This is a genomic window from Nonomuraea sp. NPDC001699, from assembly GCF_053596455.1.
This window is the reverse complement of sequence record NZ_JBSFGF010000015.1, coordinates 12,560-37,714: the sequence shown is the minus strand read 5'-3', so window position 1 is coordinate 37,714 and position 25,155 is coordinate 12,560. Positions and strand designations below refer to the sequence as shown.

Sequence of the window (25,155 nt, the reverse complement as noted above, 5' to 3'; positions counted from 1 at the left end):
TGCACTCTCCAAAGTCAGGTTTCGAAGACCCGCACGGCGACGATCATGGTTCGTTCGTCGCCGTTGGTCGCCGTGACGACGACCCGCAGGGCGCCCGCCCGCGTGGCGGGGTCAAGCACGTGGACCCGGCGCCGCATCCGGTTGCCGGTGACGGACACGGCCGTCTCCCGGCCGCCCGTGCGCTCCACCTCGATCCGGTAGTCCTTCACCAGCTCCGGCGGCACGAGGTACGGCGTACGGTGGTGATGCAGGTTGATCAGGTCCTCGTCGACGTCGTCGTTGAAGATCAGCTCCACCCGGCCGATCGTCCGCTCCTCGCTCCAGCGCAGCTCGACGTGCTGCTCGCCGCCGCCTTCGGAGACCCACAGGTTGGGCCCGTCGTACGGCCTGGCCGGCCCGCCCGCGACCTGCTCGGGCCGGTAGGCGGCGGTCGCGGGTTCGACCTCGAACCGCGGCGTGCGCCTGCGCAGCTCGAAGGCCGACCACGCGTTGCTCTGCGGCTTGCCGGTGTCGAGCGCCGGTTCCCTGCTGAGCAGCCCGAGGACGCCGTACGGCGGGCGGCCCGCGCCGGCCAGGACGGCGAGGTCGGCGTTCCGCCGGACGACCACGACCACCTCGCCCCCGCCGGGGGGCACGTCGTCGAAGCGGGCCTCCAGCAGGCCGCGCCCGGTCTCGACCGGGACCTCGCGCCGGGCGAGCGGTTCCACGGGGATGTGGTTCAGCCCGCCGCCCGTGCCCCACAGCTCGACCGTCGCGGTGGTGGCGCGGGCGGCGTCGACGCCGATCCGCACGACGTCGATCCGCGGGTCGGCGGGCAGCAGCAGCCCGAAGTCGGCCTCGCCGATCGGGAACGGTTCCGGCTCGCCGTCTGCGCCGCCCGCCAGGCGGGTGAGCGTGGACGACGCCGTCACCACGGCCTTGAGCGCCAGGTCGGACGGGTCCTGCCAGGGCACGCCCAGCAGGGAGGCGTCCTGCCGCAGGAGCATCGACTGCAACTCGTCCATGTGCGAGGCGGTGATCTCGCGCGGCGTCACGCCCCTGCGTACGGCGAGCGCGGCCCCCGCGCCCGCGGCCTCTCCCACGACGGCGCAGGTGGCCATCACCCGGGTGCTGCCGAAGGCGACGTGGCTGGCGGAGATGTCGCGGCCGGCCAGCAGCAGGTTGCGCACGTTGGCGGAGTACAGGCAGCGGAACGGGATGTCGTACAGGCCGGGGCCGAACAGGTGCTTGGAGGGGCTGTCGTCGGCGTAGATGCCGCCGGGCGGGTGCAGGTCGATGGACCAGCCGCCGAAGCCGACCGCGTCGGGGAAGCGGGTCTGGCCGGTGATGTCCTGCTGGGTCAGGACGTGGTCGCCGAGGAAGCGGCGGTACTCGCGCTTGCCCGGCAGGCTGCCCACCCACTCCAGCGTCAGGTTGTCGGCCTCGAAGCGGCCGGAGTTCTTGATGTGGTCCCAGATGCCGAAGACGATGCCCCACAGCTCGTCCCGGATGCGCTCGTTGTCGGCGACCGCGTCGAGCTCGCCGCCCCACTCGATCCACCAGTAGTCGCAGCCGTTCATGCCGGGGTCGATGTGGCGGCGCAGCGGCAGGTCGAACGCCTCGATGTCCTTGGTGATGCCCGGCGGGACGAAACGGACCGGGTGGCCGGTGTCCTTGGTGTAGAAGAGGATCGTGCTGCCGAGCATGTCGTCGTCGGCCACCTCGGGGGCCCACTCCTCGCCATACGCGCCGCGGTCCTCCCTGCCGGTGGCGAACCTGGCGCCGGCGAGCAGGCCCACCAGGCCGTCGCCGGTGCAGTCGAGGAAGATCGGCGACTCGAACGTGATCAGCTTCTCGGAGCCGGACTGCCAGCCGGTGACCGAGCGGATCACCCGGTCATGCTCCTCGCCGTCGGCCTCGACCTCGCGGACCTCGGTGTTGAGGAAGAGGGTGATGTTCGGCTCGGCGCGTACCAGGTCGAGGACGACGTGGTCCCAAAGGATCGGGTTGCCCTCCGGGTTGCGCCACTGGTTCTCCGCGAACAGCTCGCCCATCAGGCCGGTCTCGCGGGCGAACTTCTGCGCGCCGTGCGCGGTGGCGCCCACCACCCACACCCGGATCTCGCTGCTGGAGTTGCCGCCCAGCACTCCCCTGTTGTTGATCAGGGCCACCTTCGCGCCGTTGCGCGCGGCGCTCACCGCGGCCGTGACTCCGGCCAGGCCGCCGCCGACCACGGTGACATCGGCGGCGTGTGCGAGCTGCATCATGGATGCCGACTTTCTGGGGTCGAATCAAGCAAAGCGGATCTACAATATTTCCGACGTCTTGAATAAGTCAACGACGGGTTGGCTAAGGTAGGCGCAGAGCGCGACGACAGCGAGGGGAACGGGGATCAGTGGCAGCAGCCAGGCGGGAGTCGACCACGGTCGGGAAGGCAGCCAGGCGCGAGGGCGGGCCGCCCGGCCGCTCCTCCGGGCTCCGGCGCGGCTCCAACCTCGAACACGTCGCGGACTTCAACGACTCCGTCGTCCTCGACGCGATCAGGCGCGCGCGGACCGGGAGCTCGCGGGCGGAGCTGGTCGTCGAGACGGGCCTCGCCGCGCAGACCGTGTCGGACGTCTGCCAGCGGCTGCTCGACCAGGGGCTCATCGCGGAGACCGGCACGTCCACGACCGGGTTCGGCCGGCCCCGCCGCACCCTTGAGCTGGTGCCCGCCAGCCGCTACGCGCTCGGCGTGCACATCGACCCGGCCACGATCACGTACGTGCTGCTCGACCTCGGCGGCAACCTCGTGGCCCACTTCAGCAGGCAGACCTCCAGCCCCCAGGACGCCGACGCCATCATGACCGGCATGGCCTCGGCCCTCGACGTCCTGCTCGCCGGATCCGGCGTCGAGCGCGAGCGGGTGCTCGGCCTCGGCATCGCGGCGCCCGGCCCCCTGGACATCGCGGGCGGAGCCATGGTCGACCCGCCCCACCTGCCCGGCTGGCACCGCGTCGAGCTCGTCGACCGGCTGCACCGGGCCACCGGGCTGCCCATCGTGCTCGACAAGGACGTCACCGCAGCCGCGGTGGCCGAACGCTGGGCCGGCGGCGCGACGGGCAACAGCGACTTCGCCTTCCTCTACCTGGGCACCGGCGTCGGGGTGGGGCTGGTCAGCGGCGACATCGTCGTACGCGGCCGGTCCAGCAACGCCGGCGACATCGGACACCTGATCGTCGACGCCGACGGGCCGCCCTGCGAGTGCGGGCAGCGCGGCTGCCTGGGCACCGCCTGCTCGCCGCTGTTCCTCATCCAGGAGGCCGTCGCGGCGGGCGTCCTGCCCGCCACGCCGGAGGACGGGCAGCTCGTCCAGGCGGTCAGGCGGCTCGGCGCGCTGTGCCGGGCGGCCGACGACGGCGACGCGCGGGCGGTGGAGATCCTGCGCCGGTCCGGGCGGCGGCTCGCCCGCGCGATCCTCACCATCGGCAACCTGCTCGACACCGAGCTCGTGGTGTGCGGCGGGCCCGCCTGGGCTCCGGCCGCACACCACTACCTGCCGCTGCTCCGGTCGGCGGTGGCCGAGCGGTTCGTGATGCGCGAGATCCACGACCTCGGCGTCGTGGGCACCGCTCTGGGCGCCGACGTGGCCGCGATCGGCGCCGCCTGCCTGATCCTCGACGAACGCTTCTCGGCCCGCCCCTAGCCCCACCCGGGGGCGGGCGGGCGCTTCCTCCTCCGCCCTGGCCCTTACCGCGGGAGCAGGCGGGCGACGAAGCCGCCGCCCGGGGGCATGGCGGGCACCTGGAACGCCTCGCCCGCCGCGACGTCGGAGACCGTCACCGCGTCGCGGTCCGCGCCGTCGCCGACCAGGCGCCAGGTGCCGCTCAGCGGCCCGAGGCGCCCGAGGCCGAGGGTGGCCGCCGGGCGCGCGACCGGGCCGTTGACGCCCGCCAGCCACCAGGTCCCTCCCGTACGGCGGGCCAGCACGACATGGTCGCCCGGCTCCCCCGCCAGCCCGACCGTGTCGTCCCAGGCGGCCGGCACGGCCCGCAGCACCTCGCGCACCTCCGCCGGCTGCGCCCGGTAGGACTCGGGCGAGTCCGCGAAGTGCAGCAGCCCCGACTCGTAGACCACTGCGAGCGCCAGCTCGTGGGCCGCCGTGGTCCTGCGGGGCCTCAGCGCGTCGCCGAAGGTGACCGGCGTGTAGTCCATCGGGCCGATCACGTTGCGGGTGAACGGGAGCACGGTGTTGTGCCACACGGCCTCCTCCGCGAACGTCGGCCCGAACAGGTACCACTCGGCCCCGCGTACGGCCTCCATCGTCATCAGGTGCGGCCACGTCCGCTCCCAGCCGCGCGGGACGGTGCTGCCATGGAAGTTGACCATCAGCCTGGCCTCGGCCGCGTCCCGCAGGATGCCGAGGTAGTGCGCGATCCCGGCCTGCTTGTCGGAGTGGAAGAAGTCGACTTTGATCCCGGCGATCCCCCAGTCCGCGATCCTGGCCAGTTCCGCCCGCCGCGCCTCGGCCAGGTGCATGAGGTCGCGCGGCCCCTCGGTCGAGTCGTTGTTCGGCCCGGCGGAGTTGTACCAGAGGAACAGGTGCACGTCCCGTTCTGCGGCGTAGCGGACCAGGTCGCGGATCTCCTGCTCCGCGTGGACCGTCCAGTTCGCGTCGACGAGCGAGTACTCCCAGCCCATCTCGCCCGCGAGGTCCACGAAGCGCCGCAGCGCGGCCAGGTCGCGCGGGCTGGCGTTCTCCGACCACCAGCTCCACGAGACGCGTCCCGGCCTGATCCACGAGGTGTCGGTGATCGTGGAGGGCTCGGCCAGGTGCCACACGGTCGTGGACTCGACCAGCTCGGCCGCAGTGTCCGCGATCGCGACGAACCGCCACGGGAGCGTCCACGGCAGCGCCGACGTGGCCAGGACGTCGCCGTGCCCGAGGCCCTCGTCCGGGTCGGGGCCCAGCACGCCGTACTCCCGGCCGGCCGGGACGGGGGCCAGCCGGGTGCCGTGGAAGGTCTCGTCGAGCCCGGCCTCGGAGACGAGCAGCCACTGCCCGTTCACCTCGAACGTGGCCGGCAGGTCGTACGAGCGCGCGCCGGTCGGGGTGCCGATGGGCACGCCGTTGGTGTAGAGGTTCTCGTGGGCGGGTCCGCCACCGTCGGAGGGCGAGGTCGGCTGCGCCCAGGCCCGCCCTTCCGCCGCGAACGCGAAGGTCGTCAGCTCCCTGGTGACCGTGGCCGTGCCGGAGCCCTCGGGGAAGCGGTAGCGGAACGCGACGGCGTCGTCCAGGACGCGGAGGTCGAGATCGAGACGCGCGCCGTTGCGTCCACGCAGCGACAGCGTGGCCGCCGTGAACCGCTCGCGCAGCACGGCGCGCTTGCCGTGCGCCGCGGTGTGACCGTCGTCCCGCACCTCGGCCACGGGTTCGGCGACCGGCGTGAGCCCGTCGTGGAACGACGCGTCCTGCCGCTCGACGCCGAGCCTGGAGCGCCGGAGGAGTACGACGCCGCGCCGCCGCACGTCGTAGAAGAGCCGGCCCCGGTCGTCCAGTGAGACGTCGAGCTCGACCGCGCCCTCGGGCGACTTCACGGTCCACAACACGTTGGGTTTCCTTTAGTCCGCTGGTTGGAATAAAAAGACGGCATTTAACGGAGCGTCAGGAGGCGCGGCGTCAGCGGGGCCAGCTCCGTCCTCGACCGGTCGAGTCGTTCGCCGGTGAGCAGGTCCTGGAGTTCGAGAGGCCCGCGGCCGTGGAGCCTGATCGTCACCGCTTCCGTGCGCTTGCCGTAGTTCGTCACGCCGACCAGCCAGCGCCTGCCGTCGTGCACCGGCCGCCACTCGACGTCCGCGGGCGCGCCGCCGGACGTACGCTCCAGCGTCACCACGTCGAGCCGGCTCCGCCGCGCCAGGCCGAGCACGGCGGCCCCGAGGCCGGCCGGGCCGTCGGCCGGCAGGACGGTCGCCTTCCTGAGCACCTGCGCGCGCTCACCGGCCGGAAGGGCCTGGTTCCGCTCGTCGCGCGTCAGGGCGTCGGCGCCCGCGACGACGAGCCGGGCCTTGCCGGCCAGGTCCCGCAGCCCCCGCAGGCAGGCGGACGGCAGATGCGTCACCCCGGGTGCGATCACCATCTTCACCCCCTCGGTGGCCTGCCGCCCGGACAGGCCGGACTCGGTGACGAAGTGCACGGGGACGCCGTTCATCGTCAGGGCCTTGTACACCTCGCGCACCGCGGCCAGGTGCCGCGCGGAGTACACCGACGAGGTGCGCGAGTACAGAATGCCGACACCGGCCCCGGCACCCTGCAACAGGGCCACCTCGGCGGCGAACCGGTTCAGGTCCAGGCTGGTCCGGCCGGCCGCGGCGATCACGTCCGGCCGGTGCAGCATGCTGCCCGCCAGCGTGGACGCCGCCTCGGTGGTCCGCGCCCACACCCAGAAGGCGGTGGCGGAACGGCCGTGCAGGGCACCCTGCCACAGGTCCGCCGCGACGTGGGCCGCCTCCACCTTGGAGTACGACGTGCTGCGGTCGGGGATCACGTGGTCCTCGGAGTCGAACACCGGGGTCCGCGCGATGCCGGCCTGGAGGTCGTAGAACGCGAACTTGCCCAGGAAGCCGTCGACGCCCTGTCCCGGGTAGTTCGACGCGTCGTTGCCCGACAGCTGGGAGAAGGTGGCCCACTGCTCGGGATCGGGGCCCCACAGCAGGTAGTTGCGGTCCTTCAGGGTGCTGCCCACCATCTTGGAGTGCACCGGGACGTCCGGGGCGAGGTCGTGGACCACCTCGGCCATCCACGCGTGCCACGAGGCGAACGCCCTGGTGTTGAAGGTGATCCAGTCGTGGCAGGGCACGGTCGGCTCGACCGCCCGCACGCCGGGGACGGGCACCTCGTCGAAGCTCCGGTGCGCGGTGCCGTACACCTTGTTGAGCGCGGCGATGTCGCGGTACTCCGCGGTGAGGAAGCGCGCCCAGCCGCGCCTGGTCGACGGGCTCGCCGTGTCGACGTAGCGGGGCTCGTTGCTGAGGATCAGGCTGTGCAGCGCGGGCGACTTCGCGATCCTGGGGATGATCGCACGCAGGAACGCCTCGATCACCTCCCGCGCCAGCGGGTGGTGGACGTCGTACCCCTCGGCCAGCTTGAGGTCGGGGTGCCTGGCCGTCAGGAAGGCCGGGAAGTACTGCGGCGCCAGCAGCAGGCTCAGGGCGACGTCCGCCTCGGCCGCCGCCGCGAGCCAGCGCACCGGGCCCCGGTCGATCTCGTACGGCGACACCGCGTACTCGCCGCTCGCCGCGACCGTCACGGCTTCGTCGAACCCGCCGTTGCCCGCGATGTTCTCCGGCCCCGTCCCATCGGCGCGCGTGATGGTCAGGTCGTCGATCCACAGCGCCCCGACCTGGCCCTCGCAGATGATCGAGAAGCGGTAGGACGACACGTTGCCGGGGGTGAGGGTGAACTCGACCGGCTGCCAGTCGTAGGTGCCCTCCGGCGGGTAGTAGCGGGTGGCCCAGGTGGCGGTGGGGATCGACACCGCGCGAAGGGTGACGTCCTGCCCCTTGATCCACGCGCGGACCCGGTAGGCGGCCCCCGGCTCCACGGTCAGCAGCTGGGAGAATTGGCGGTAGTTGTTCGGCCTCCTCGGACCGGCGAACGACACGCGCAGGGACGCGGCGGAGCCGTGCGAGACCGACGCGTCGCGGGCGAAGGTCACCGCCGCGTCGCCGACGCCCGTCGTGCCCCAGCCCGGGATCGCGTCCGGCGGGACGATCGCGCTCTGCGGCCCCATCTCCAGGGCGCAGGCGTTGAAGCCCAGATCGGCCAGCCTGGGGATGTCGGCGACCACCTCGGCCCATCCCATCGGGCCGCTGAACACGACCGGGCGGCCCTTCCTGGTCGTCGTGCCGTCGGAGACCGTGCCGGTGAACATCCAGTCCTCGCGGCCGATCGGCCCGGTGACGTAGCGCGGCACCCGCGTCCCCTCCGCCTTCCCGGCGGCCAGGGCGCGCAGGCGGGTGAGGAGGTGGTCGGCCATCGCCGTCATGGTGACCGTGTTGTAGGTGGCGCGCCACCTCTGACCTGCCGTGACGTCGTCGCGGGTGTAGCCGGTGAACCTCTCCAAGGTGGTCGCGTCGACGCGTTCGTAGTGGGTGGGGATCCCCCGGTCCGCGCACTGCGCCAGCAGGTCCCCGGCCGTCCTGACGGAGGCGGCGATCTCGGCGAGGTCCCGCGCGATCGCCTCCGCCGACATCGTCACCCGGCCGGTCGCCGCCAGATCGGTGGTGGCGCCGCCGGTCAGGTCCTTCACCGAGGCGGTGATCGCGAGCTCGCCCGCGGTCGTCGCGGTGATGGGGATCGTGAGCCGCAGGGTGGTGCGAGCCGGGATCGTCGCGGGCGTCGCGGCGCCGTCCGGGCCGGTCACCTCGACGCGGCGGTCGGCGTCGTCCCAGTTCAGGACGAAGATCGACGCCTCGATCGTGGACCCCGCCTCGACCTCGTCCTCGTCGAGGGTGATCCACGCCTGGCACGCGCCCGACTCGGGCAGGGCCGCCAGCCGGACGAACTCCTGCGCGGACTTGCCGGTGGCGATGCCGGGACGCCACTGGATCCAGCCCCGCCGGTTCGCGCCGTCGTTGTCGTTGACGATCGCGTTGAACAGCACCGAGCCGCCGGGAGCCGGAGCGTCGACGCCGGTCGAGGCCCACGGGAACGCCGCCAGGTAGTGCGTCTTCGTCCCCTCTCGCCGGGCGGTCAGGGTGACGTCGCCGACCGGCGAGGTGACCGGGCCGTCGCTGAACCGGTAGACCTCGGGGCCGCCGTCGAGCAGCGCGAGGCCGTACTCCGGGCCGTATCCGCCGCCGCTGTCGCCGAAGGCGATCTGGAGCCCGTCGCCCTGCCACTGGTTGGTGCCGCCGATCGGGTGGTGGACGTCGTCGGTCACCGTCGCGGCGACGTACAGCCGTTCGGCGTCGTAGCCGAGCGCGAGGTCGGCCGACAGGTCGTCCGCGCCGGCCCAGCCCGTGACGGACACCTGGCCGTCGCGGCTCGGCAGGTGGGCGCCGAACGCGCCGCCGAGGTCGCCCGCCGCGGCGAGTCTCACGAGCGGGAGGTGCGCGCCCCGTCCGAGCAGCGCCGTCAGCTGTTCGCGGGTCAGCAGGGCGGAGCGCGGATCGGCGGCCGCCCACTGGGCGGTGACGGCGGGGAGCACGGCGGCGGTGGCGGAGACGCCGACGCCGCGCAGGAAGGTACGGCGGGAGATTGTCACGAGGAGACCTCTAGATAGCAGGTGCGGATGCTGGAAGCGGCGTTGTGGGAGGCGGCGGCCGACCCCGGCGCGTCGGCCAGCGGGACGGTGACCGTGCCGCCGGTGAGGGCCAGCGGCGTGCGCTGACCGGTCAGGTCCACGCGGGCCGCGACGGCCGTGGGCGGCGGCGACGCCAGGGTGAAGGTCACGTGCGTGCCCGCCCAGCCTGCCGGGGTGTGGACGGCGATGACGATCTTGCTGCCGCCGACCAGGAACCCTTCGACGGAACCGGAGGCCCAGTCCCGGGCCGTCGTCAGCCCGGCGTCGTTGGTGTGGGTGTCGTAGGTCTCGGGCACCACGCCGTCGAAGAGGTCGGCGACGGTGCCGAGGCAGACGCCGTGGGAGGTCGGCGTCCCGTCGGCTTTTCGCAGGTAGCGGCCGGCGTCGGCCGCGGACGCCGAGGCGGGCGCCTGCCAGGCGTACCAGAGCAGCTTGAAGCCGTCCGGCCGCTGCGCGAGGCCGCGGGTGATCGCCCAGTGCAGCAGTCCCGGGTACACCAGGGCGGCCGCCGCCGGGCTGGTCGAGTAGCCGATCTCGGTCTGCCAGATCGGCAGCGACGTCCCCAGCGCGGCGACGCACGCGACCCGCAGCGACTCCAGGTCGGACGGCTTGTAGTAGTGCACGTCGAGCACGTCGATGCTGGACCAGGCGCCTGTCTCGGTCAGCAGGGCGGTGAAGCGGGCGATCGCCGCCACCGAGGGCCAGCCGCCGTAGACGACCTTGCCGCCGTGGCCGCGGATCATCGTGGACGCGGGCTTGTGGATCTGGTCGACGTACTCGTACGGGCTGCCGTACCAGAACCCCGCCGACCAGTACGCCTCGTTCCACACCTGGAAGTACTCGACCCCGTACGTGCCGCGCAGGATCCCCACGACGTGGTCGACGAACGCGCTCCACCTCGCCGGGTCCGCCGGCGGCGTCCTGTCCTTGGGCAGGACGACGACCTCGTCCTGGAGGACTTCACCGGTGCTGATCCGGGTCCGGGTCACCCGGCGCTGCCAGCCCGAGCCGACGGCGGCCTGGGCGGCGCCGACCTCGTACCGCACGTCCCAGTGCGTCCAGCCGTACGCGGTCGTCCGGGCGGCCCACGGGGCGGAGTAGGCCAGCACCGGGAGCAGGGTCACACCGTTGGCCGCGGCGGCGGCGAACCGGGCGCCGAAGGCGTGGACGGCGCTGTCGTCGTACGTCCCCTGGGTGGGTTCGACGGCGGCCCAGAGGACGTCGGCGCGATCCCATGACATGCCCGCCAGGGCGCCGATCCCGGGACCGGCGGTGCCGGCGTGGTTGGTCCCGAGCAGCGCCCCCAGCGGCACGGGGGTCACGGCGGCGTCCGCCGGCCCGGGGAGCCCGAGTACGGCTGCGGCCGCGCCGAGACCCGCGCCCGCGAGGACGGCACGGCGGGAGAGGGCACGAGGAACGTCGGGCGGATCGGCTGCGGTCACGGGTTCTCCTTCGCGAACGGCGACTAAATCCATCCCCCGGATTAAGTGGAGACTAGAGATCCGGACCACCTCCCGTCAACGGACGCGTACGAGTGACCTGTAGCCTTCAGGTTGACGCGTTAACACGTTACGATCATCGCCATGAGCGGCATCCTGCTGATGACCTTCGACGACTTCTTCGTCCCCGAGTGGAGCGCGATGCGCGGCCTGTTCAGGGAGTACGGCGCGCGGGTGACGTTCTTCGTCAGCGAGCCGTACCGGATCGACGACGACGGATGGAGACGGCTGCGCGAGCTGGCGGACGACGGGCACACCGTGGGCGCGCACGGCTACCGGCACCTGTGGGCGCCCGACCGGATCGCGGCCCTCGGCGGCGACGGCTACCTGGCCGAGGACGTCACCCCGTGCCTGGCGGCGCTGCGCGCGCACGGGTTCGAGGCCGCCTGCTTCGCCTATCCGGTGAGCCGCCGCGACGAACGGTCGGACGCGGTGCTGGGCGGGGTGTTCCACCGGTTGCGCGGCGGCGCCCGGCACCCGGCCGAGGGCGGCCTGGACACCGTGGACGAGATCTTCACCCCGGCCGCCGAGCTCGCCGGGCGCCGCGTGCTGATCGGGGCGGGGATCGACACGGGCAAGCTGTTCAGGCCCGCCGGGGTCGACGACGCCTCGGTGCGTTCGGCCCTGGTGCGCGCCGCCGAGCGGGAGGAGGCGGTGACGTTCTACGCGCACGCGGTCGCGGACTCGCACGAGTGCAATCACGTGTCACCGGCGCGGCTGGAGACGGTGCTGGCCCAGGCCGCCGAGCTGGGACTCGACGTCCTGGGCTTCGACGACCTGGACCGGTCCGCTCAGACGAGCTGGGCGGAGCGGAACAGCGCCGGGTTCTTCGGCGCGCTGCCGACGCCGCTCCCCCATTCGAGGTAGCCGTCGCGGGCGTCGCCGCCCGTTCCGGCGTCGGCGTCGTTGACGAGGAACGAGATGCCGATCACGCCGGTCGGCGGCTGGTCGTAGCCGAGCGACGCCCACGGCACGGCCAGCCGGTACGTGGTGGTCTTGGCAGTCTCGTCCCGGGTGATGGCGACATCGGCGCCCGGGGTCGGACCGGCCGGGCCGGTCCAGGTGTAGGCGGCGGGCCCCGAGGGCAGCAGGGCCGCGCCGACCTCGACCCGTTCACCGGTGAGCTCGCCGGGGAAGGCCGAGTACAGGCTGAACTGCACGGAGTCGACCTGCCAGTTCAGCGACGGGTCGGTGCGGGCGGCGTTGTGCACGTCGTCCTTGATGACCGCGTCCAGGATCAGCGCGTCCGGGCTGTGCGTGAAGCGGACCGTCCCGGACAGGTCGTCGGGGCCGGTCCGCGTGCCGCCGCGGAGCCCGGCCCAGCGGCCCAGGCCGTCCAGGTCGATCGGGTCCAGGGTGGTCGCCCCGGCCTTCTCGATCGGACTGAAGCTGAGCGACCCGGTGTCGCTCGCGGTGCCGGCCGTGACCACGTAGCTGTAGTTCACGTACGGCAGGGCGTCCGGCACCGGGGCCTCCACGGAGACCGACCCCAGCGCGGGCACCTCGGCCGGATCGGCGACCACCCCGCGCCAGGAACCCACCTGCCAGCCGACGGAACCCGGCTTGACCGGTGTGGCGGGGCTGTTGTTGGTCACGGTGATACGGAGCTTCCTCCCTGCGATGATCGGCCGCCCCTCGACCGTGTACGGCTTGACCACCTGGCTGCCCGAGCGCAGCCGGGCGATGGGACCGTGGTCGTCGGCGACCGTGGCGGTGACCGCCCGGCGGCCGGTGGCCGGGGTGGCGGGCAACTCCAGCGTGACCGACGTCTTCCGCCCCTTGCGGGTGACCAGATCGGCCTTGACCCCGCCGGCGGCCACGGCCAGCCTGCCCGGCAGCTTCGCGCCGCCGGTACGGTCGGCGGTGACGGTCACGGCCAGCTTCTCGCCGGTGACCGACTGCCCGGGGGCGCTGACCGACAGCGGCGAGGCGCCGGCCTTGACCGAGGCGATGAGGCCGGAGACGAAGACCGGGCTGCCGTCCAGGTCGAGCCGCACCTTGCCGGCCTGCGGCTTGAGCGTGCTGACCGCGCCGAACTGGTCGGACAGCGTGACATCGCCGAGCGCGCCGAGCGTGACCGAGCGGGGCTGGGTGGCCCACAGCAGCCGGGTGCCGCCGCTGATCGGGTAGGAGTAGACGTCGGCGTCGCCGGTGTCCTGGCGGGCGCCGAGCGTGCGGCCGGCGAGCTTGCGGATCAGCACGGCCTGGGAGATCGCGGCCGGCTTGGGCGAGGGGGCGGCGACGCCGGAGACCGGGCGGCGGAACAGGCCGAAGCGGTGCTCGCGCTCGCCGGCGTTGTCGCCGTCGTCGATGAGGTCGTACCAGAAGTACTTGTCCGCGCCCGCGCTCCTGGCCAGCGTCTGCGCCCTGATCAGGTAGTCGGCCTGCTGGGCCTCGGTCGAGCCGGCGGTGTGGGTGGGCCAGCCGTTCTCGCTGATCCAGATCGGCAGGTTCTTCTTGGCCTTGACCTTCGCCACGAGCTGCGGGAACTCGGTCGTCATCACGGTCCGCTCGGGCGGCGTGCCGGCCCCGGCGTCGGCGTAGCCGTAGAAGTTGACGCTCAGCGTGTCGAGATAGTCCAGGCCGCCGAGGGCGAAGAACTGGTCGTGCCAGGCGAGCTGGGTGCCGGCCGAGGTCGGGCCGACCACGTTGGCCGTGGGCACCGCCTGATGGATGGCCGGGTAGAGGGCCTTGACGACATCGAGGTAGCACTGTGGGGTGATGCCGCAGGCGCCGTCGTTGAAGCCGGTGGAGTTGTACTCGTTGTAGACCGAGAAGTCCTTGGTGAACGGGGCGTACTCGGCCGCCGTGGCCGCGCCGAAGCGGGCGAACGCGGCCAGGCCGGCCGGAGTGCTGGGCGTCTTGCCGCCGTCGTACAACGGGTTGCGATAGCCGAGGATCGGCATCGTGGTGATGCCGTTCTCGTACGCCTTGCGCAGGCCGGCGTCGAGGGCGCCGGTGAAGTCGTAGACGCCCGCCTGCTTCTCGATGCCGGACCAGTTGGCGTCGGAGCGCACCTCGGTCCACCCGATCCGGGCGGCCGTCCTGAGCAGCTGCTCCTCGGTGTCCTTCTGCCAGCCGTAGTGGATGGCGACCGCGAAGTACGGATCCTTCGTGGCGAGCGGGGTGATGACCCCGAACGAGGTGGAACGGGTGGCGAACCCGGTCGAGACGGTCAGCCGGTAATAGCCTGGGCCGAGATCGGAAATGTCTATCTTCGTCGTGCCGTTGGCCACCGCCAGCGTGCCCGACTTCAGCGGAACCCCGTTCGGGTCACCGATGGTCCACTCGACGTTGTCGGCCGCCGCGGCGACATCGATCGTGTTGCTCCCCTGGGTGAAGACCAGCGACGGGTTGGTGATCGTGAGTTGCGACGGGTCGGTGAAGTGCACCTCGACCTTGCTGAAGCACACGCCGGGGATCGAGGCGGCGTCGCCCTTGACGTTGAGCCGGAAGTCGGCGCCGTTGGCCCGGTTCTTGAAGTTGATGTCGCCGAGCCCGATGACCGAGCTCTTCCACGTGCCGGTGCCGGTCAGCGCCACGTTGGCGCTGCCGGTGAAGGCGCCCGCCTTGCCGTCGTAGTGGACGTCGAGGCCGACCGGTCCCGCGTCGAAGTAGCGGACCACGACCCACGCGCGGGTCGCCCCGGCCGGGATCGAGGCGTCGGCCACGTCCACGTAGACGTAGCGGTTGTACGGCGTGCCGGACATCTGCCAGCACGACTCGCCGCCGCGCTCGCTGACGGCGTGGGCCGGGTCCTTGTCGCCGTCGCCCGGCCACGCCTTGACGACGCCGGTGTAGACGGGGTCGGCGCCGAGCACGGCCGTGGCCGCCGCGGCGCTCGCGCTCCGGGCGGGCATGGCCGTCAGCAGCCCGGCCGCCAGGGTGACCGCGCAGGCGGCGGCCACCTTCCGTAAGGTGATCTTCATCAGCTGGATTCTCCTTGCCGTCCGTAGCGCTCTCCGCCGTGCGCGCTGCTGTCGACCTCGCCCCGGAACGAGCCGACGGTGACCGCCCGGCCGGCCATGGGCACCATCTGGGGCATGAAGTCGCGCGATTCCTCCTGGTGGAAGGTGATGTCGTGTTGGGTGATCTGTTCCCAGCCGTTGTGGACGGTGGGGGTGTTCCAGCGTTTCAGCCGATGCATGCCACTCCTGGGTGACGCTCGTGATCGGGCCCGGCGGGCAGGGTGAGGTGCGGGGCAGGGGGGTTCTCGGCTACTGACCGACGAAGCGTGCGGGGCGGAAGAGGGCGGGGTTCTTGGTCCCGGCGATGCCGGAACCCCATTCGATCCAGCCCTCGCGACCGGTTCCGTCGTTGTCGTTGGCCACGACGGACAGGCTGAACAGGCCGTCCTCCGGGGTGAGCGGGGCGAGTGCCGCCCAGGGCAGTGACAGCTCGTAGACGGTCTCCTCGGCGGTCTCGTCCCGGGTGACGGCGACCTTGGCGTCGGGTTCCGGTCCGTCGCCGAGCCACCGGTGGAACTGCGGGCCCTGGGCGGTCAGCGCGAGGCCGAGCTCGGACCAGGTGCGCGTCTCGCCGGGCAGTCCGGCGGCGACGGCGAACTGCAGGGAGTCTCCCTGCCAGATGTCCGCTCCGGTGCCGGCCTGGGTGTGGACGTCGTCGTGGATCCTGGCGCTGAGGTAGAAGCGGTCGGCGTCCCAGGTGACGTGGAGGGTGCCGCTGAGGTCGTCCGCCCCGCCGTACGAGGGGATCTTGACGGTGCCGTCGGCGAGGTCGACGGCCGGGCGGCCGGTCAGGTCGTCGGGCACGCCGTCGACGGTGATCGTGGCGCGGTCGGCCCGGTTGAGCGCGCCGTCGGCGACGCGGGCCACCCGGCCGGTGACGCCGACGCCCGCGACGGCGCCCAGCCGCAGCTCGTACGGCCCGGCAGGCAGGTCCGCCAGGGGAAGGCGCTCGGTGCGCGAGCCGCCCGCGGGCACGGTCCCGGCGATCGGAAGCGTGCCGGTGCGAGCGCCGAAGGCCCAGCCGAGGTCGCCGGGGGCCAGCTCCTTGGCCGACAGGTTGCGCACGGTGATCGCCAGGTCGTCCGGGAGCACGTGCCTGGCGGTGATCGCGAACGGTTGCGTCACCTCGACCCGCGAGCCGAGCCTGGCGACCGGCCTCCCGTGGATCTTCAGGCGGCCGACCAGGTCGAGCGGGCCGGTGCGGGTCACGGCGGGCAGCGACACCGGGATCTCGGCCTTGCGCCCGCCGCGCACCGACACCGGCACGTCGACGTCGCCGACGGCGAAGCTGCCGCGTACGGCGGGGCCGCGCGTGGTGTCCACGGCCAGCTTCAGCTCGATCCCCTCGCCGACCACGGCGCCGCCGCCGGTGATCGTATAGCGGGCGGCGTCCTCCAGCACGGCGTCGCCGCGCACGTAGACGGGGTCGCCGGACAGCGAGAGCGTGACGCGGCCGCCCAGCGGGCGCAGCACCTCGCTCGCGCCGGTCAGGTCGGTGACGGTGAGCGGGGCGTCGGTGCGCAGCGAGACGGTCGCGGGCTGGGCCGACCACAGGACGCGCAGGTCGTGGCCGTCCTTCCGGAAGAGCTGACGGCCCTCGGCCTCCTGCCTGACGTAGGCGGCCCCGGTGAGCTGCCTGGTCATGGCGGCGTAGGCGACGTAGCCGGGCTTGGGCGTCCACCGGCCGGAGGCGTCGGCGGTGTTGCGCACCAGGCCGAAGTTGTCCTCGTTGAGCGCCGGGTCGGTGCCGTCGTTCATGAAGTCGTACCAGAAGAACCGCTGCACGCCCTTGGCCAGCGCCGCCACGTGGGCGCGGACCACGTAGGCGGCCTGGGTGGCCTCGGTGACGCCGCGTGCGTCGGTGTGGGTGGGCCAGCCCTGCTCGGTGATCCAGATGGGCTTGGACCTGCCGTGGTTGTACTTCCTGATCAGGGCGTCGAGGTCGTCGATGCTCTTGGCGGCCGACTCGGGGGTGCCCGGGTAGACGTAGGGGTGGATGGAGACCACGTCGAGGTAGTCGAGGGCGCCGAGCTTGAACAGCTCCTCCAGCCAGGCGAGCGGCACGCCGGCGGAGGCCGGGCCAACGACCGTGACCTGCGGGTGGTCTGCCTTGACCTTCTCGTAGGTGGCCTTCAGCAGCGGGAAGTAGTAGTCGGCGCGCGAGTCTGCGGGCCCGTTGCCCCGGTCGCCGAAGCCGATGTTGAACTCGTTGTAGACCTCGATCCACGGCAGGTCGTACGTGCCGATCAACGCCGAGGCGTAGGCGGCGTAGGCGGCGCGGCCCGCGTCGGTGTACGGTGTGGCGTTCCCGTCGTGGTGGGGGTTGGTGTAGGCGGCGATCGCCAGCCAGCGCATGTCCTCGGCGTCGAGCGTGGCGTGCAGCGGGTCGTAGCGCCCGTACTCGTAGACGCCCTCGGTCTTCTCGATCGACTCCCAGACCGCGTCGTCGCGCACGGTGCGCACCCCGGCCTTGGCGGCCAGTTCCAGCAGGTCGCCGCCGGGAGCGCCCCAGTCGGCCCGGGTGAAGTGCCCGGCCACGCCGAACGGGGAGTCGCCCGTCGCGGTGAAGGGCGTGAGCACGGCGAACGCGGTCTCCTTGGTGGCGATCGCCTGCCCGGCCGAGGTCGCGGTCACGCTGAGCCGGTAGTGCCCCGGCTCGGCGACCGGTACGGCCAGCGTCCCGGCGGTTCCGCTGCCCGCGGCCACCTGCACGCCGGACAGGTCACGTACGCTCCAGGTCAGCGCGTCACCCCGGCTCGTCACGTCGAACGAGGGCTGGGCGGGCTGCACGAACACGTTGCCCACGGCCCGCTGCCCCAGGGCGAGGTCGGGAGCGGGCGCGGTGATCGTGACCCCGTCGAGCCTGAGCTGCCCGGTGCGCTCGACGAGGAACGCCACCCGCTTGGCCGGCCCGTGCCACACGCCGTCACCGGCCCCGCCGAAGTGCTGGTAGGACTGCCCGGCGGCGAAGGCGGCGACGGTGAGCCGCTGCCAGCCGCCGCCCGCGGCCAGCGGCAGCCGCTGCTGGTGGGTCTGCCCGGTGCTGTCCACCAGCCGCAGCGTCACCGTGGGCAGTGCGGGCGAGCGCGCCCAGAGCGACAGCGCCTTCAGGTCGGCGGCCATGGCGTACCCGGCCTCCACGTACTTGCCGCCGGCGGTGAGGTCGGCGGTCAGCAGGGCCGAGCGCGCTCCGGTCTTCGCGTCGGCCGCGTCGCTGGTGAGGGTGCCCTTGGCACCGGGGAACTCCGGGCCGAGCCCCAGGGCCCAGCCCTGCGTGCCGTACTCGAAGTCGCCGACGACCTCGTCGATGTCCGTGGCCGCGTGGGACGGCACGGCCAGGAGTGGAACGATCAGCAGTGAGGTGATGACGGTTCGTAACCAGAGATGGATGCGGGATCTCATGGGGGGTGGATCCTCTCCGTTCGTCAGAGCCGGTACAGGTGCTCCGCCTCGAAGCCGAGGACTCGGCGGGCCTTGGTCACGTCGATCGGCACGGCCCGGCCGGGCAGGGCCGCGCGCAGCGGGGAACGAGGCAGGAAGTGGTGGAGGAGTTCCTCGGTGGGCAGCGGGACGATGGTGTCGGGGGCGGCCACGAACAGCACGTGGGAGCCGTCGATCGGCCGGGTGACGCCGAGCCAGCAGGCGGTGGCCGCGTCCCGCGAGTCCAGGTAGGCCCACAGGTCGACGGCTCCCCTGGCCGGCTCGGCGGCGAACTCGGCGGCCCGCTCGGGCAGCCGGTCCTCGGGGCCGCCGACGAACGGGAAGCGCAGCGCCACCACCGTCATGCCGTGCAGCCGGTGCATCATGCGCGCGGTGGACTCGTCGGCCTCCTTCGACAGCGCGTAGGGGTCGGCGGCCAGCAGCGGGTGCGCCTCGTCGACGGGCAGGTAGGCCGGTTCCAGGCCGTGCGGGGAGAACGGCATGCCGAGCACGCTGAGGCTGCTGGCGATGACCGCCCGGCGCACCCCGGCCCGGCCCGCCTCGTCGAGCACCGCGAACGTGGCGCCGGTGTTGTTGAGATAGACCTCCTGCGGGGGGTTGTGGTTGGGGCTGGGGATGGCCGCGAGATGGATCACGGCCTCGACGCCTTCCAGCGCCTGCCGTACGACCTCGGGGTCGCCCGCGTCGCCCACGACGACGCGATCGGCCTTGAGGTCGCCCGGATCCTCCAGGACCAGCGCGGTCACCGGCACGTCCTCGGCCGCGCAGCGCGCGAGGACGGCCCGGCCGATCAACCCGGCCGCGCCGGTGACGAACACTCTGCTGAGCATCAACCCTTGACCCCCGTGAACCCCACGCCGCGCACGATGTACTTCTGGAAGACGATGAAGACGAGCACGGGCGGCATCAACGCCATGAACATGCCGGCGATGACCATGTTCTCCTCGGCGAACTCCGCCAGCCTGGGCAGCGCCACCGAGATCGGGTGCATCTCGCCGTCGGAGATGGCCACCATGGGCCACAGGAAGTCCTTCCAGGCGCCCATGATCGTCAGCAGGGATGTCACGGCCAGGACGGGCTTCGACATGGGCAGCACGATGTACCAGAACATCCGCCACGGTCCGGCGCCGTCGACCTGGGCCGCGCCGAACAGCTCGCGCGGGATCCCGTCGAAGAACCGTTTCATCAGCAGGACGGTGAAGGCGTGCGCGGCGTGCGGCAGCCACACCGCCCACGTGGTGTTGGCGATGCCCACGTCGAGCACCGTCAGGTAGAGCGCGACGAGCGACACGCTGCCCGGCAGGAACAGCGTCGCCAGGATCGCGCCGTAGACGTACTTGCCGTAGCGCGGCCGGAGCACCGACAGCGCGTACGCGCCCATGACCGACACAACGATCTGCGCCAGCCACGACCCTCCGGCCAGGACGACCGTGTTGAGCATGAAGTGGCCGATGCGCAGCCTGCTCCACGCCTCGGCGAGCAGCGACCAGTCGGGGGCGGCCGGGTAGAGGCGCAGCGGGTCGGTGAGCAGTTCCCGGGTCGGGGAGATCGCCCCCTTGACCGTCCACAGGATCGGGCCGAGCCCGGCGACGAGCACGCCGAGGAAGACGGCGAACTGGGTCGAGCCGAGCACCGCGCGTACGCCGCGCTTCTTCCGGTCGGAATCGGAGATCAGTCCGCTCATGTCGTGCTCCAAGCCTTCGTCATGCGCAGGTACACCGCCGACAGCAGGCCGAGCACGACCGCCAGCAGCACCGACAGCGCGCCGGCCATGCCGTAGTCGCCGTAGACGAAGGCGTACCGGTAGATGAGCAGCAGCACCGTGACCGTCGCGTCCTCCGGGCCGCCGTCGGTCATGACGAACGGCTCGGTGAAGACCTGGAAGGTGCCGATGACCTGCAACAGCAGCATGAGCAGCAGCACGCCGCGCAACTGGGGCAGCGTGATGTGCCACACGCGCCGCCGGATCGACGCGCCGTCGCTCTCGGCCGCCTCGTACAGCTCCCTGGGGACGCTGGTCAGCGCCGCGATGTAGATCAGCACGGTGCCGCCCGCGCCCGCCCAGGTGGCCTCCAGCACCAGCGAGGGCATCGCCCACTGCGTGTCCTGCAGCCACGGGAACGGGCCCAGGCCGACCAGCCCGAGCAGGCCGTTGAGCAGGCCGTAGTCGCTGTTGTAGAAGAACTTCCACATCATGATCGCCACGACCGGCGGCACCGCCACCGGCAGGTAGACCAGCACGCGGAACAGGCCGCCGCCCTTGCGCAGCTCCGACATGACCACCGCGAGGAAGACCGGCATGGGGAAGCCGAGGACCAGGGCGAGGACGGTGAACCAGAGCGTGTTCAGCGCGGCCTTGCCGAGCAGCGGATCGGCGAACAGGTTGGTGAAGTTCTGCCAGCCGACCCAGCTCGCCGCCTCGACCAGGTTGGTGCGCTGGAAGGCGAGCATGGCGCTCTGCAGGATCGGCCACCAGGAGAACACGGCGAACACGAGCACCAGCGGCGCGAGGAACAACACCGAGGCCACCGCGTAGGGGTGCCTGGTCCCGCGCCGCCGGGGCGGACGCGGCGTGGTGGCCGTCGTGTCCGCGCCCGCCTTCTCGGCCAGCGCCGTCACTGCTGCGACCTGTCCAGGATCGGCTTCACCTTCTCGACGGCCTTGGTGATCTCGGCCGCCGGGTCGGCGTCCTGGCGGGTCAGCACCGCCTGGACGACCGTGTCGAGCGCGGCGTAGAGCTCCTGGCCGGCGACGGCCGGCTCGGAGATGAACTCCTGCGCCTTCACGCCCTCGTTGTAGGTGGCGAAGTGCTCCCAGTCGACGTTGGAGGCGGCCTTCTCCGCGGCCATCACGGGGTCGGAGACCGCGGGGGCGAAGAACGGCAGCTGCGGGACGGCGGCCACGAGACCGTCGGCCTTCTTCTTCTCGGCCCGCTCGGTGGCCAGGGCCGGGTCGTACTTGGGCCGCAGGTAGACGGCGTCGATCCACTTGACCGCCGCCCGGCGCTGCTCGGGGGTGGCCTTCGGGCTGACGACGGCGACCGTGCCGCCCAGCAGCGTGCCCTTGCCCGACCCGGACGGCAGCGTGGTCTGGCCGTACACCTCGGGCTTGCCGTTGAACTTGGCGACGTAACTGCCGTAGAGGTTGGGCGCGCCCATCATCATCGCGACCTTGCCGGCGGCGAAGTCACGCAGCAGGTCGTCCTGGTTGCGCAGGTGCTGGGTGCCCATCGAGCGGTCGTCCCAGCGCATCGCCTTGAGCAGGCCGAGGGCCTGCCTGGTGGGGGCGTCGTCGAAGGCGGGGACGACCTTGCCGCCCTCCTCCTTCTCCATCCGGCCGCCGTAGGAGTAGGTCATGGTCGTGAGCATCCAGCCGCCGGTGTTGGCGGTGGCGTGCATGCCGAAGCCGGGCACCCCGGTCCTGTCGCTGATCGTCTTGGCGGCGGCCCGCACTTCGTCCCACGTGGCGGGGGGCTTGTCGGGGTCGAGCCCGGCCTTGGTGAACAGCTCACGGTTGTAGACGAGGCCGGCGGCGTACGCCTCGGTGGGCAGGCCGTAGATCTTGCCGTCGGGGGTGCTGCTCGGGGCCAGGATGCGCTTGTCGAAGTCGGACTTGGCGAGCAGCTTCAGGTCCGCGGTGAGGTCGGCGACCTGGCCGCGCTTGATCATGGCCTGCGGGTCGGTCAGCGGGACGCGGAAGACCGTCTCCAGCTGGCCCGCGGCCAGGCGCGCCGCGAACGTCTTGACGTCGTACTGCGTCTCGGTCGGCTTGACCTTGATGCTCGGGTTGGCCTTCTCGAACTCGGCGACCTGGGCCAGGAAGTTCTTCTGGCTCTCCGGCTGGGTGCTGGGCGGCATGCCGGAGACGGTGATCTCGGTCTTGCCGCCGGACGTGCCGTCCTGCCCGCCGCCGCACGCCGCGACCGCGGCCAGGAGCAGCAGACCCGCGGCTCCTCTAGCCATGTACGTGTTCATCGGGACTCCAGTTCATGCCGGGGGGCGAGTCGAGTCGAACGCTATATATGACGCGTTAACGTGTAAAGCACGGGATGATAACGCGGGCGAAATGCAACGAGTTAACGCGTCAACTAAGGTGCTTCTATGCCGCCGTCGGGGCGGCGGACCCGTGCCGCCCACCGCTCGTGCAGGTGCGTGACCGGCGGGTACGCGGCGGCCAGCCGCTCGTCCAGCTCGATCCCCCAGCCGGGCAGATCGGCGGGACGGAGGTGGCCGCGAACGGGATTGAGCGTGCCGGGGAACACCTCGCACACGCTGTCGGGGTAGACATGGCCCTCCTGGATGCCGAACGCGGGCGTGGTGACGTCCAGCGCCAGGTTCGCCGCCACGCCGATGGGCGAGACGTCGCCCGGGGAGTGCCAGGCCGTGCGCACCCCGGTCAGCTCGCAGAGCGCGGCCAGCTTGCGCGCCGGGGTCAGCCCGCCGATGGCCGAGACGTGGCAGCGCAGCAGGTCGACGCCGCCGCCCAGGACCAGCCTGGCCGCGTCGGGCACCGAGACGAGCAGCTCGCCTACCGCGATCGGCGCGGGCGAGGCCGCCCGCACCTCGGGCAGCCGGTCGTAATGCTCGGGCGCGACCACGTCCTCCAGGAAGAACAGCCGGTACGGCTCCAGCGACCTGGCCAGCAGGATCGCCTCCTTGGGCGTGAGCCGGCTGTGCACGTCGTGCAGCAGCTCGACGTCCTCGCCCAGGACCTCGCGGGCCCGTTCGAACAGGGCGGGGGTGGTGCGCAGATAGTGCCTGACGTCCCAGCCGTCGGGATGCGGCGAGTCCGGGTAGGCGTTCGCCCTGCCGGGCGCGCCGTAGCCGCCCAGCCCCGGTTGCCCGGTCTGCAGCCTGACGTGGTGATATCCGGCGGCCATGAGCCGCTGGGCGTGCTCCAGCGTGCCCTCGACGGTGGCGCCCTCGGCGTGCAGGTAGACGGGCGCCGCCGCGCGCACCCGGCCGCCGAGCAGCTCGTACACGGGCATGCCGGCGCGCTTGCCCGCGATGTCCCACAGCGCCATGTCGACGCCGGACAGCGCGTTGTTCAGCACCGGCCCGCCACGCCAGTAGGACGACAGGTGGACCATGCGGGTGATGTCCTCGATGTCGGCCGGATGGCGGCCGATCAGCATCGGGCCCACGTGCTCGTCCACGGCCGCGGCGACGGCGTGGAAGCGCTGGGTGAAGGTGGCGCAGCCGAGGCCGCACAGACCGTCGTCGGAGGTGTCGATCCTGACCACGACCAGCGGGATGCCCTCGGGCGCCGTGACGACGGCACGCACGCGCGTGATCGTCAGCCCGTCCCTGGACGGCCAGGGGGCCTGGGTTTCCTGCATGCGGGAACGCGCCTTTCAGAAGCGGGTGGGACGGGCGGGCACGGCGACCTCCAGGCCGCCCCACGACCAGCGGACCTCCTCCTCCCCCACGGCGCTGAGCACCGGCTGTGCGGCGGGTTCCGCGCCCGCCCTGAGCAGTTCCACGGCGAACCCGGCACGCAGGATCGCGTGGTGGAAGTCGACCGGTTCGCGCGGCCCGTCGTACAGCACCGCCTCGACGGCGACCTCGTCCTCACCGGTGGCCAGGGCCCAGGTGGCGGGCTCGCCGAGGAAGCCGGCCTCGCCCGTGTGCACGACCGCCCGGCGCGTCCCGGCGGCGAGCTCGAAGACGCCGTCGCCCAGCTCGCGGCCCCGCACGCCCCGGCCGCGCAACGTGACGCGCAGCCGCAGGTCGCCCACGTCGAAGATGCTGCCTTCTGGCTTGTCGAGGTTCGGGTGGAAGTCGCCGGAGTCGTAGGTGAGCCACCATCCGGCCAGCACCCTGGGGCCGTCCTGCGCCTGGCGGCACCAGGCGGCGGTCAGGTCGTGGCCGTTGTGCATGATCCGGGCGCGCAGCACCACGGCCGGGTCCTCGGGCGTGCGCCAGTAGCCGAGCAGCGGCCTGCGCTGCACCCAGGCGAACTCCTCGTTGACCGTGCCCAGTGTGGCGTCGTCGGTGAGCCAGGTGGTGCCGGTGGTCCGGCCGTCGAAGACGGTCCTGACCTGCACCTCGGGCTCGGGGAGCCGGGCGAAGCGCTCGGCCAGGTGCGGTGGGCAGGGCAGGGTGGGCACCATGCGCGGGGTGTCGTCGCGGGTCCCGACGCCGGGGCGCGCCTCGATCGGCGCTCCGGTCTGGGCGGCGAGATAACACGTCAACTCCTCGCTGAGCCAGTCGGTGTACGCGCGGGCGTGTGGGCCGGCGAGCTGCCCGGTGCCCGGGTGGAAGCGTTCGGCGAGCGCCGCCCACACGCGTTCGCGCATGGCCTCGATCTGCTCCAGGAACTCCCGGTCGCGGACCAGCGCGTGAGCGCGTTCGCAGATCTCCAGCAGGAACGGGCTGTAGGCGGGCGAGTTGTACTCGGCGAAGGCGTCGCGTTCCAGCATCGCGGTGAGCTTGCGCCTGCCGTAGTCGAGGAACCCGGGGGTGTCGAGCAGCTCGCCGGCGCTCGCGCAGGTGACGGAGCCGAGCAGGGCGATGTTCGTGTAGCGCGGGCCGACGTTGCGCCGGAAGATGGACAGGGCCGCGTGGCGCAGCGCCTCGGCGATCCGGCCGTCGAGGACGTCCCCGTGCGCGGCCAGCACCTGGGCCAGCCTTACGCCGATGAAGTCGGCCCAGTTCCAGTCGGCGGGCGCCATGGCCTGGGGCGGCTCCTCCATGCAGTAGCCCCAGATGCCGTAGTGATCGTCGAGCGGGTCGCGCTCCTGCAGGTCGACGATCGCGCTGAGCACGTCCTTGGCGCGGTCGAGGCGGCCGGCCTGCAGCAACGCGATCGCGTAGTCGGTGGAGGTTCGGGTGTCGTGCACGCGGGTGCCGGCCGGGATCGTCGTGTGGTATCCGTTGCTGCGTGACAGCTGCCACGGCAGCCGGTGTTCGGGGTCGTAGCGCTCGTCCTGAACCTTCAGGAACTCCTCGGGTGTCACCGCTGGGTGTCCTTTCGCCGAATGCG

General features: G+C 72.3%; 15 protein-coding genes. 2 read left to right on the top strand and 13 right to left on the bottom strand.

Annotation, left to right across the window (positions count from 1 at the left end; all coding sequences use genetic code 11):
* Nucleotides 1-14 precede the first annotated feature (14 nt).
* A complete protein-coding gene (locus ACWCSU_RS35100) occupies nt 15-2,246 on the bottom strand; it encodes an FAD-dependent oxidoreductase (protein WP_449940783.1) in 2,232 nt (743 codons plus the stop codon).
* Between the two features lie 128 nt (nt 2,247-2,374).
* On the opposite strand from ACWCSU_RS35100, the gene ACWCSU_RS35095 reads away from it, so the two are divergent.
* Nucleotides 2,375-3,664: an ROK family transcriptional regulator gene (locus ACWCSU_RS35095; protein WP_364095052.1), complete on the top strand. Its 1,290-nt coding sequence runs from the start codon at nt 2,375-2,377 to the stop codon at nt 3,662-3,664.
* A gap of 44 nt (nt 3,665-3,708) precedes the next feature.
* Here ACWCSU_RS35095 and ACWCSU_RS35090 read toward each other — a convergent pair whose 3' ends face one another.
* From ACWCSU_RS35090 to ACWCSU_RS35080, 3 genes are read right to left on the bottom strand one after another with little or no spacing between them, the layout of a single operon-like run.
* Nucleotides 3,709-5,568, bottom strand: coding sequence for a glycoside hydrolase family 97 catalytic domain-containing protein (locus tag ACWCSU_RS35090; protein WP_449940781.1), 1,860 nt, complete (start codon nt 5,566-5,568; stop codon nt 3,709-3,711).
* A gap of 44 nt (nt 5,569-5,612) precedes the next feature.
* Nucleotides 5,613-9,224: a beta-galactosidase gene (locus ACWCSU_RS35085; protein ID WP_449940779.1), complete on the bottom strand. Its 3,612-nt coding sequence runs from the start codon at nt 9,222-9,224 to the stop codon at nt 5,613-5,615.
* Complete coding sequence (locus ACWCSU_RS35080; protein ID WP_449940776.1) at nt 9,221-10,705, bottom strand: twin-arginine translocation signal domain-containing protein; 1,485 nt, start codon at nt 10,703-10,705, stop codon at nt 9,221-9,223. Before ACWCSU_RS35080 ends, ACWCSU_RS35085 begins: the two co-directional genes overlap by 4 nt.
* Before the next feature lie 141 nt (nt 10,706-10,846).
* Here ACWCSU_RS35080 and ACWCSU_RS35075 point away from each other — a divergent pair, with 141 nt between their 5' ends.
* The gene (locus ACWCSU_RS35075; RefSeq protein ID WP_357701395.1) at nt 10,847-11,629 is read left to right on the top strand and encodes a polysaccharide deacetylase family protein; all 783 of its coding nucleotides are present in this window, start codon (nt 10,847-10,849) and stop codon (nt 11,627-11,629) included.
* Here ACWCSU_RS35075 and ACWCSU_RS35070 read toward each other — a convergent pair.
* The 9 genes from ACWCSU_RS35070 to ACWCSU_RS35030 form a co-directional block, all read right to left on the bottom strand.
* The gene (locus tag ACWCSU_RS35070) at nt 11,554-14,691 is read right to left on the bottom strand and encodes a hypothetical protein (RefSeq protein ID WP_449940772.1); all 3,138 of its coding nucleotides are present in this window, start codon (nt 14,689-14,691) and stop codon (nt 11,554-11,556) included. The two genes, ACWCSU_RS35075 and ACWCSU_RS35070, sit on opposite strands and share 76 nt — an antisense overlap.
* A complete protein-coding gene (locus ACWCSU_RS35065; RefSeq protein WP_449940770.1) occupies nt 14,691-14,909 on the bottom strand; it encodes a hypothetical protein in 219 nt (72 codons plus the stop codon). The genes ACWCSU_RS35070 and ACWCSU_RS35065 overlap by 1 nt, the downstream gene beginning before the upstream one ends.
* A 70-nt stretch (nt 14,910-14,979) precedes the next feature.
* Complete coding sequence (locus ACWCSU_RS35060; RefSeq protein ID WP_449940768.1) at nt 14,980-18,132, bottom strand: sugar-binding protein; 3,153 nt, start codon at nt 18,130-18,132, stop codon at nt 14,980-14,982.
* Between the two features lie 23 nt (nt 18,133-18,155).
* A complete protein-coding gene (locus tag ACWCSU_RS35055; RefSeq protein ID WP_449940766.1) occupies nt 18,156-19,001 on the bottom strand; it encodes an NAD-dependent epimerase/dehydratase family protein in 846 nt (281 codons plus the stop codon).
* Nucleotides 19,001-19,855, bottom strand: coding sequence for a carbohydrate ABC transporter permease (locus ACWCSU_RS35050; RefSeq protein WP_357701386.1), 855 nt, complete (start codon nt 19,853-19,855; stop codon nt 19,001-19,003). The genes ACWCSU_RS35055 and ACWCSU_RS35050 overlap by 1 nt, the downstream gene beginning before the upstream one ends.
* A complete protein-coding gene (locus ACWCSU_RS35045; protein WP_357701385.1) occupies nt 19,852-20,790 on the bottom strand; it encodes a carbohydrate ABC transporter permease in 939 nt (312 codons plus the stop codon). Before ACWCSU_RS35045 ends, ACWCSU_RS35050 begins: the two co-directional genes overlap by 4 nt.
* Entirely contained in the window at nt 20,787-22,145 is a 1,359-nt protein-coding gene (locus ACWCSU_RS35040; RefSeq protein ID WP_449940763.1) for an extracellular solute-binding protein, read from the bottom strand. The genes ACWCSU_RS35045 and ACWCSU_RS35040 overlap by 4 nt, the downstream gene beginning before the upstream one ends.
* 113 nt (nt 22,146-22,258) lie before the next feature.
* A complete protein-coding gene (locus ACWCSU_RS35035) occupies nt 22,259-23,509 on the bottom strand; it encodes an enolase C-terminal domain-like protein (RefSeq protein WP_449940761.1) in 1,251 nt (416 codons plus the stop codon).
* A 15-nt stretch (nt 23,510-23,524) separates the two neighbouring features.
* Nucleotides 23,525-25,129 (bottom strand): hypothetical protein, encoded by a 1,605-nt coding sequence (locus tag ACWCSU_RS35030; protein ID WP_449940759.1) that lies wholly within the window; start codon nt 25,127-25,129, stop codon nt 23,525-23,527.
* Nucleotides 25,130-25,155: the final 26 nt, after the last annotated feature.

Excerpts from the sequence above, each read along its gene's own strand:
- ACWCSU_RS35100 (WP_449940783.1), bottom strand. The coding sequence starts at position 2,246 with ATGATGCAGCTCGCACACGCCGCCGATGTCACCGTGGTCGGCGGCGGC.
- ACWCSU_RS35075 (WP_357701395.1), top strand. The coding sequence starts at position 10,847 with ATGAGCGGCATCCTGCTGATGACCTTCGACGACTTCTTCGTCCCCGAG.
- ACWCSU_RS35070 (WP_449940772.1), bottom strand. The coding sequence starts at position 14,691 with ATGAAGATCACCTTACGGAAGGTGGCCGCCGCCTGCGCGGTCACCCTG.
- ACWCSU_RS35065 (WP_449940770.1), bottom strand. The coding sequence starts at position 14,909 with ATGCATCGGCTGAAACGCTGGAACACCCCCACCGTCCACAACGGCTGG.
- ACWCSU_RS35060 (WP_449940768.1), bottom strand. The coding sequence starts at position 18,132 with ATGAGATCCCGCATCCATCTCTGGTTACGAACCGTCATCACCTCACTG.
- ACWCSU_RS35055 (WP_449940766.1), bottom strand. The coding sequence starts at position 19,001 with ATGCTCAGCAGAGTGTTCGTCACCGGCGCGGCCGGGTTGATCGGCCGG.
- ACWCSU_RS35050 (WP_357701386.1), bottom strand. The coding sequence starts at position 19,855 with ATGAGCGGACTGATCTCCGATTCCGACCGGAAGAAGCGCGGCGTACGC.
- ACWCSU_RS35040 (WP_449940763.1), bottom strand. The coding sequence starts at position 22,145 with ATGAACACGTACATGGCTAGAGGAGCCGCGGGTCTGCTGCTCCTGGCC.
- ACWCSU_RS35035 (WP_449940761.1), bottom strand. The coding sequence starts at position 23,509 with ATGCAGGAAACCCAGGCCCCCTGGCCGTCCAGGGACGGGCTGACGATC.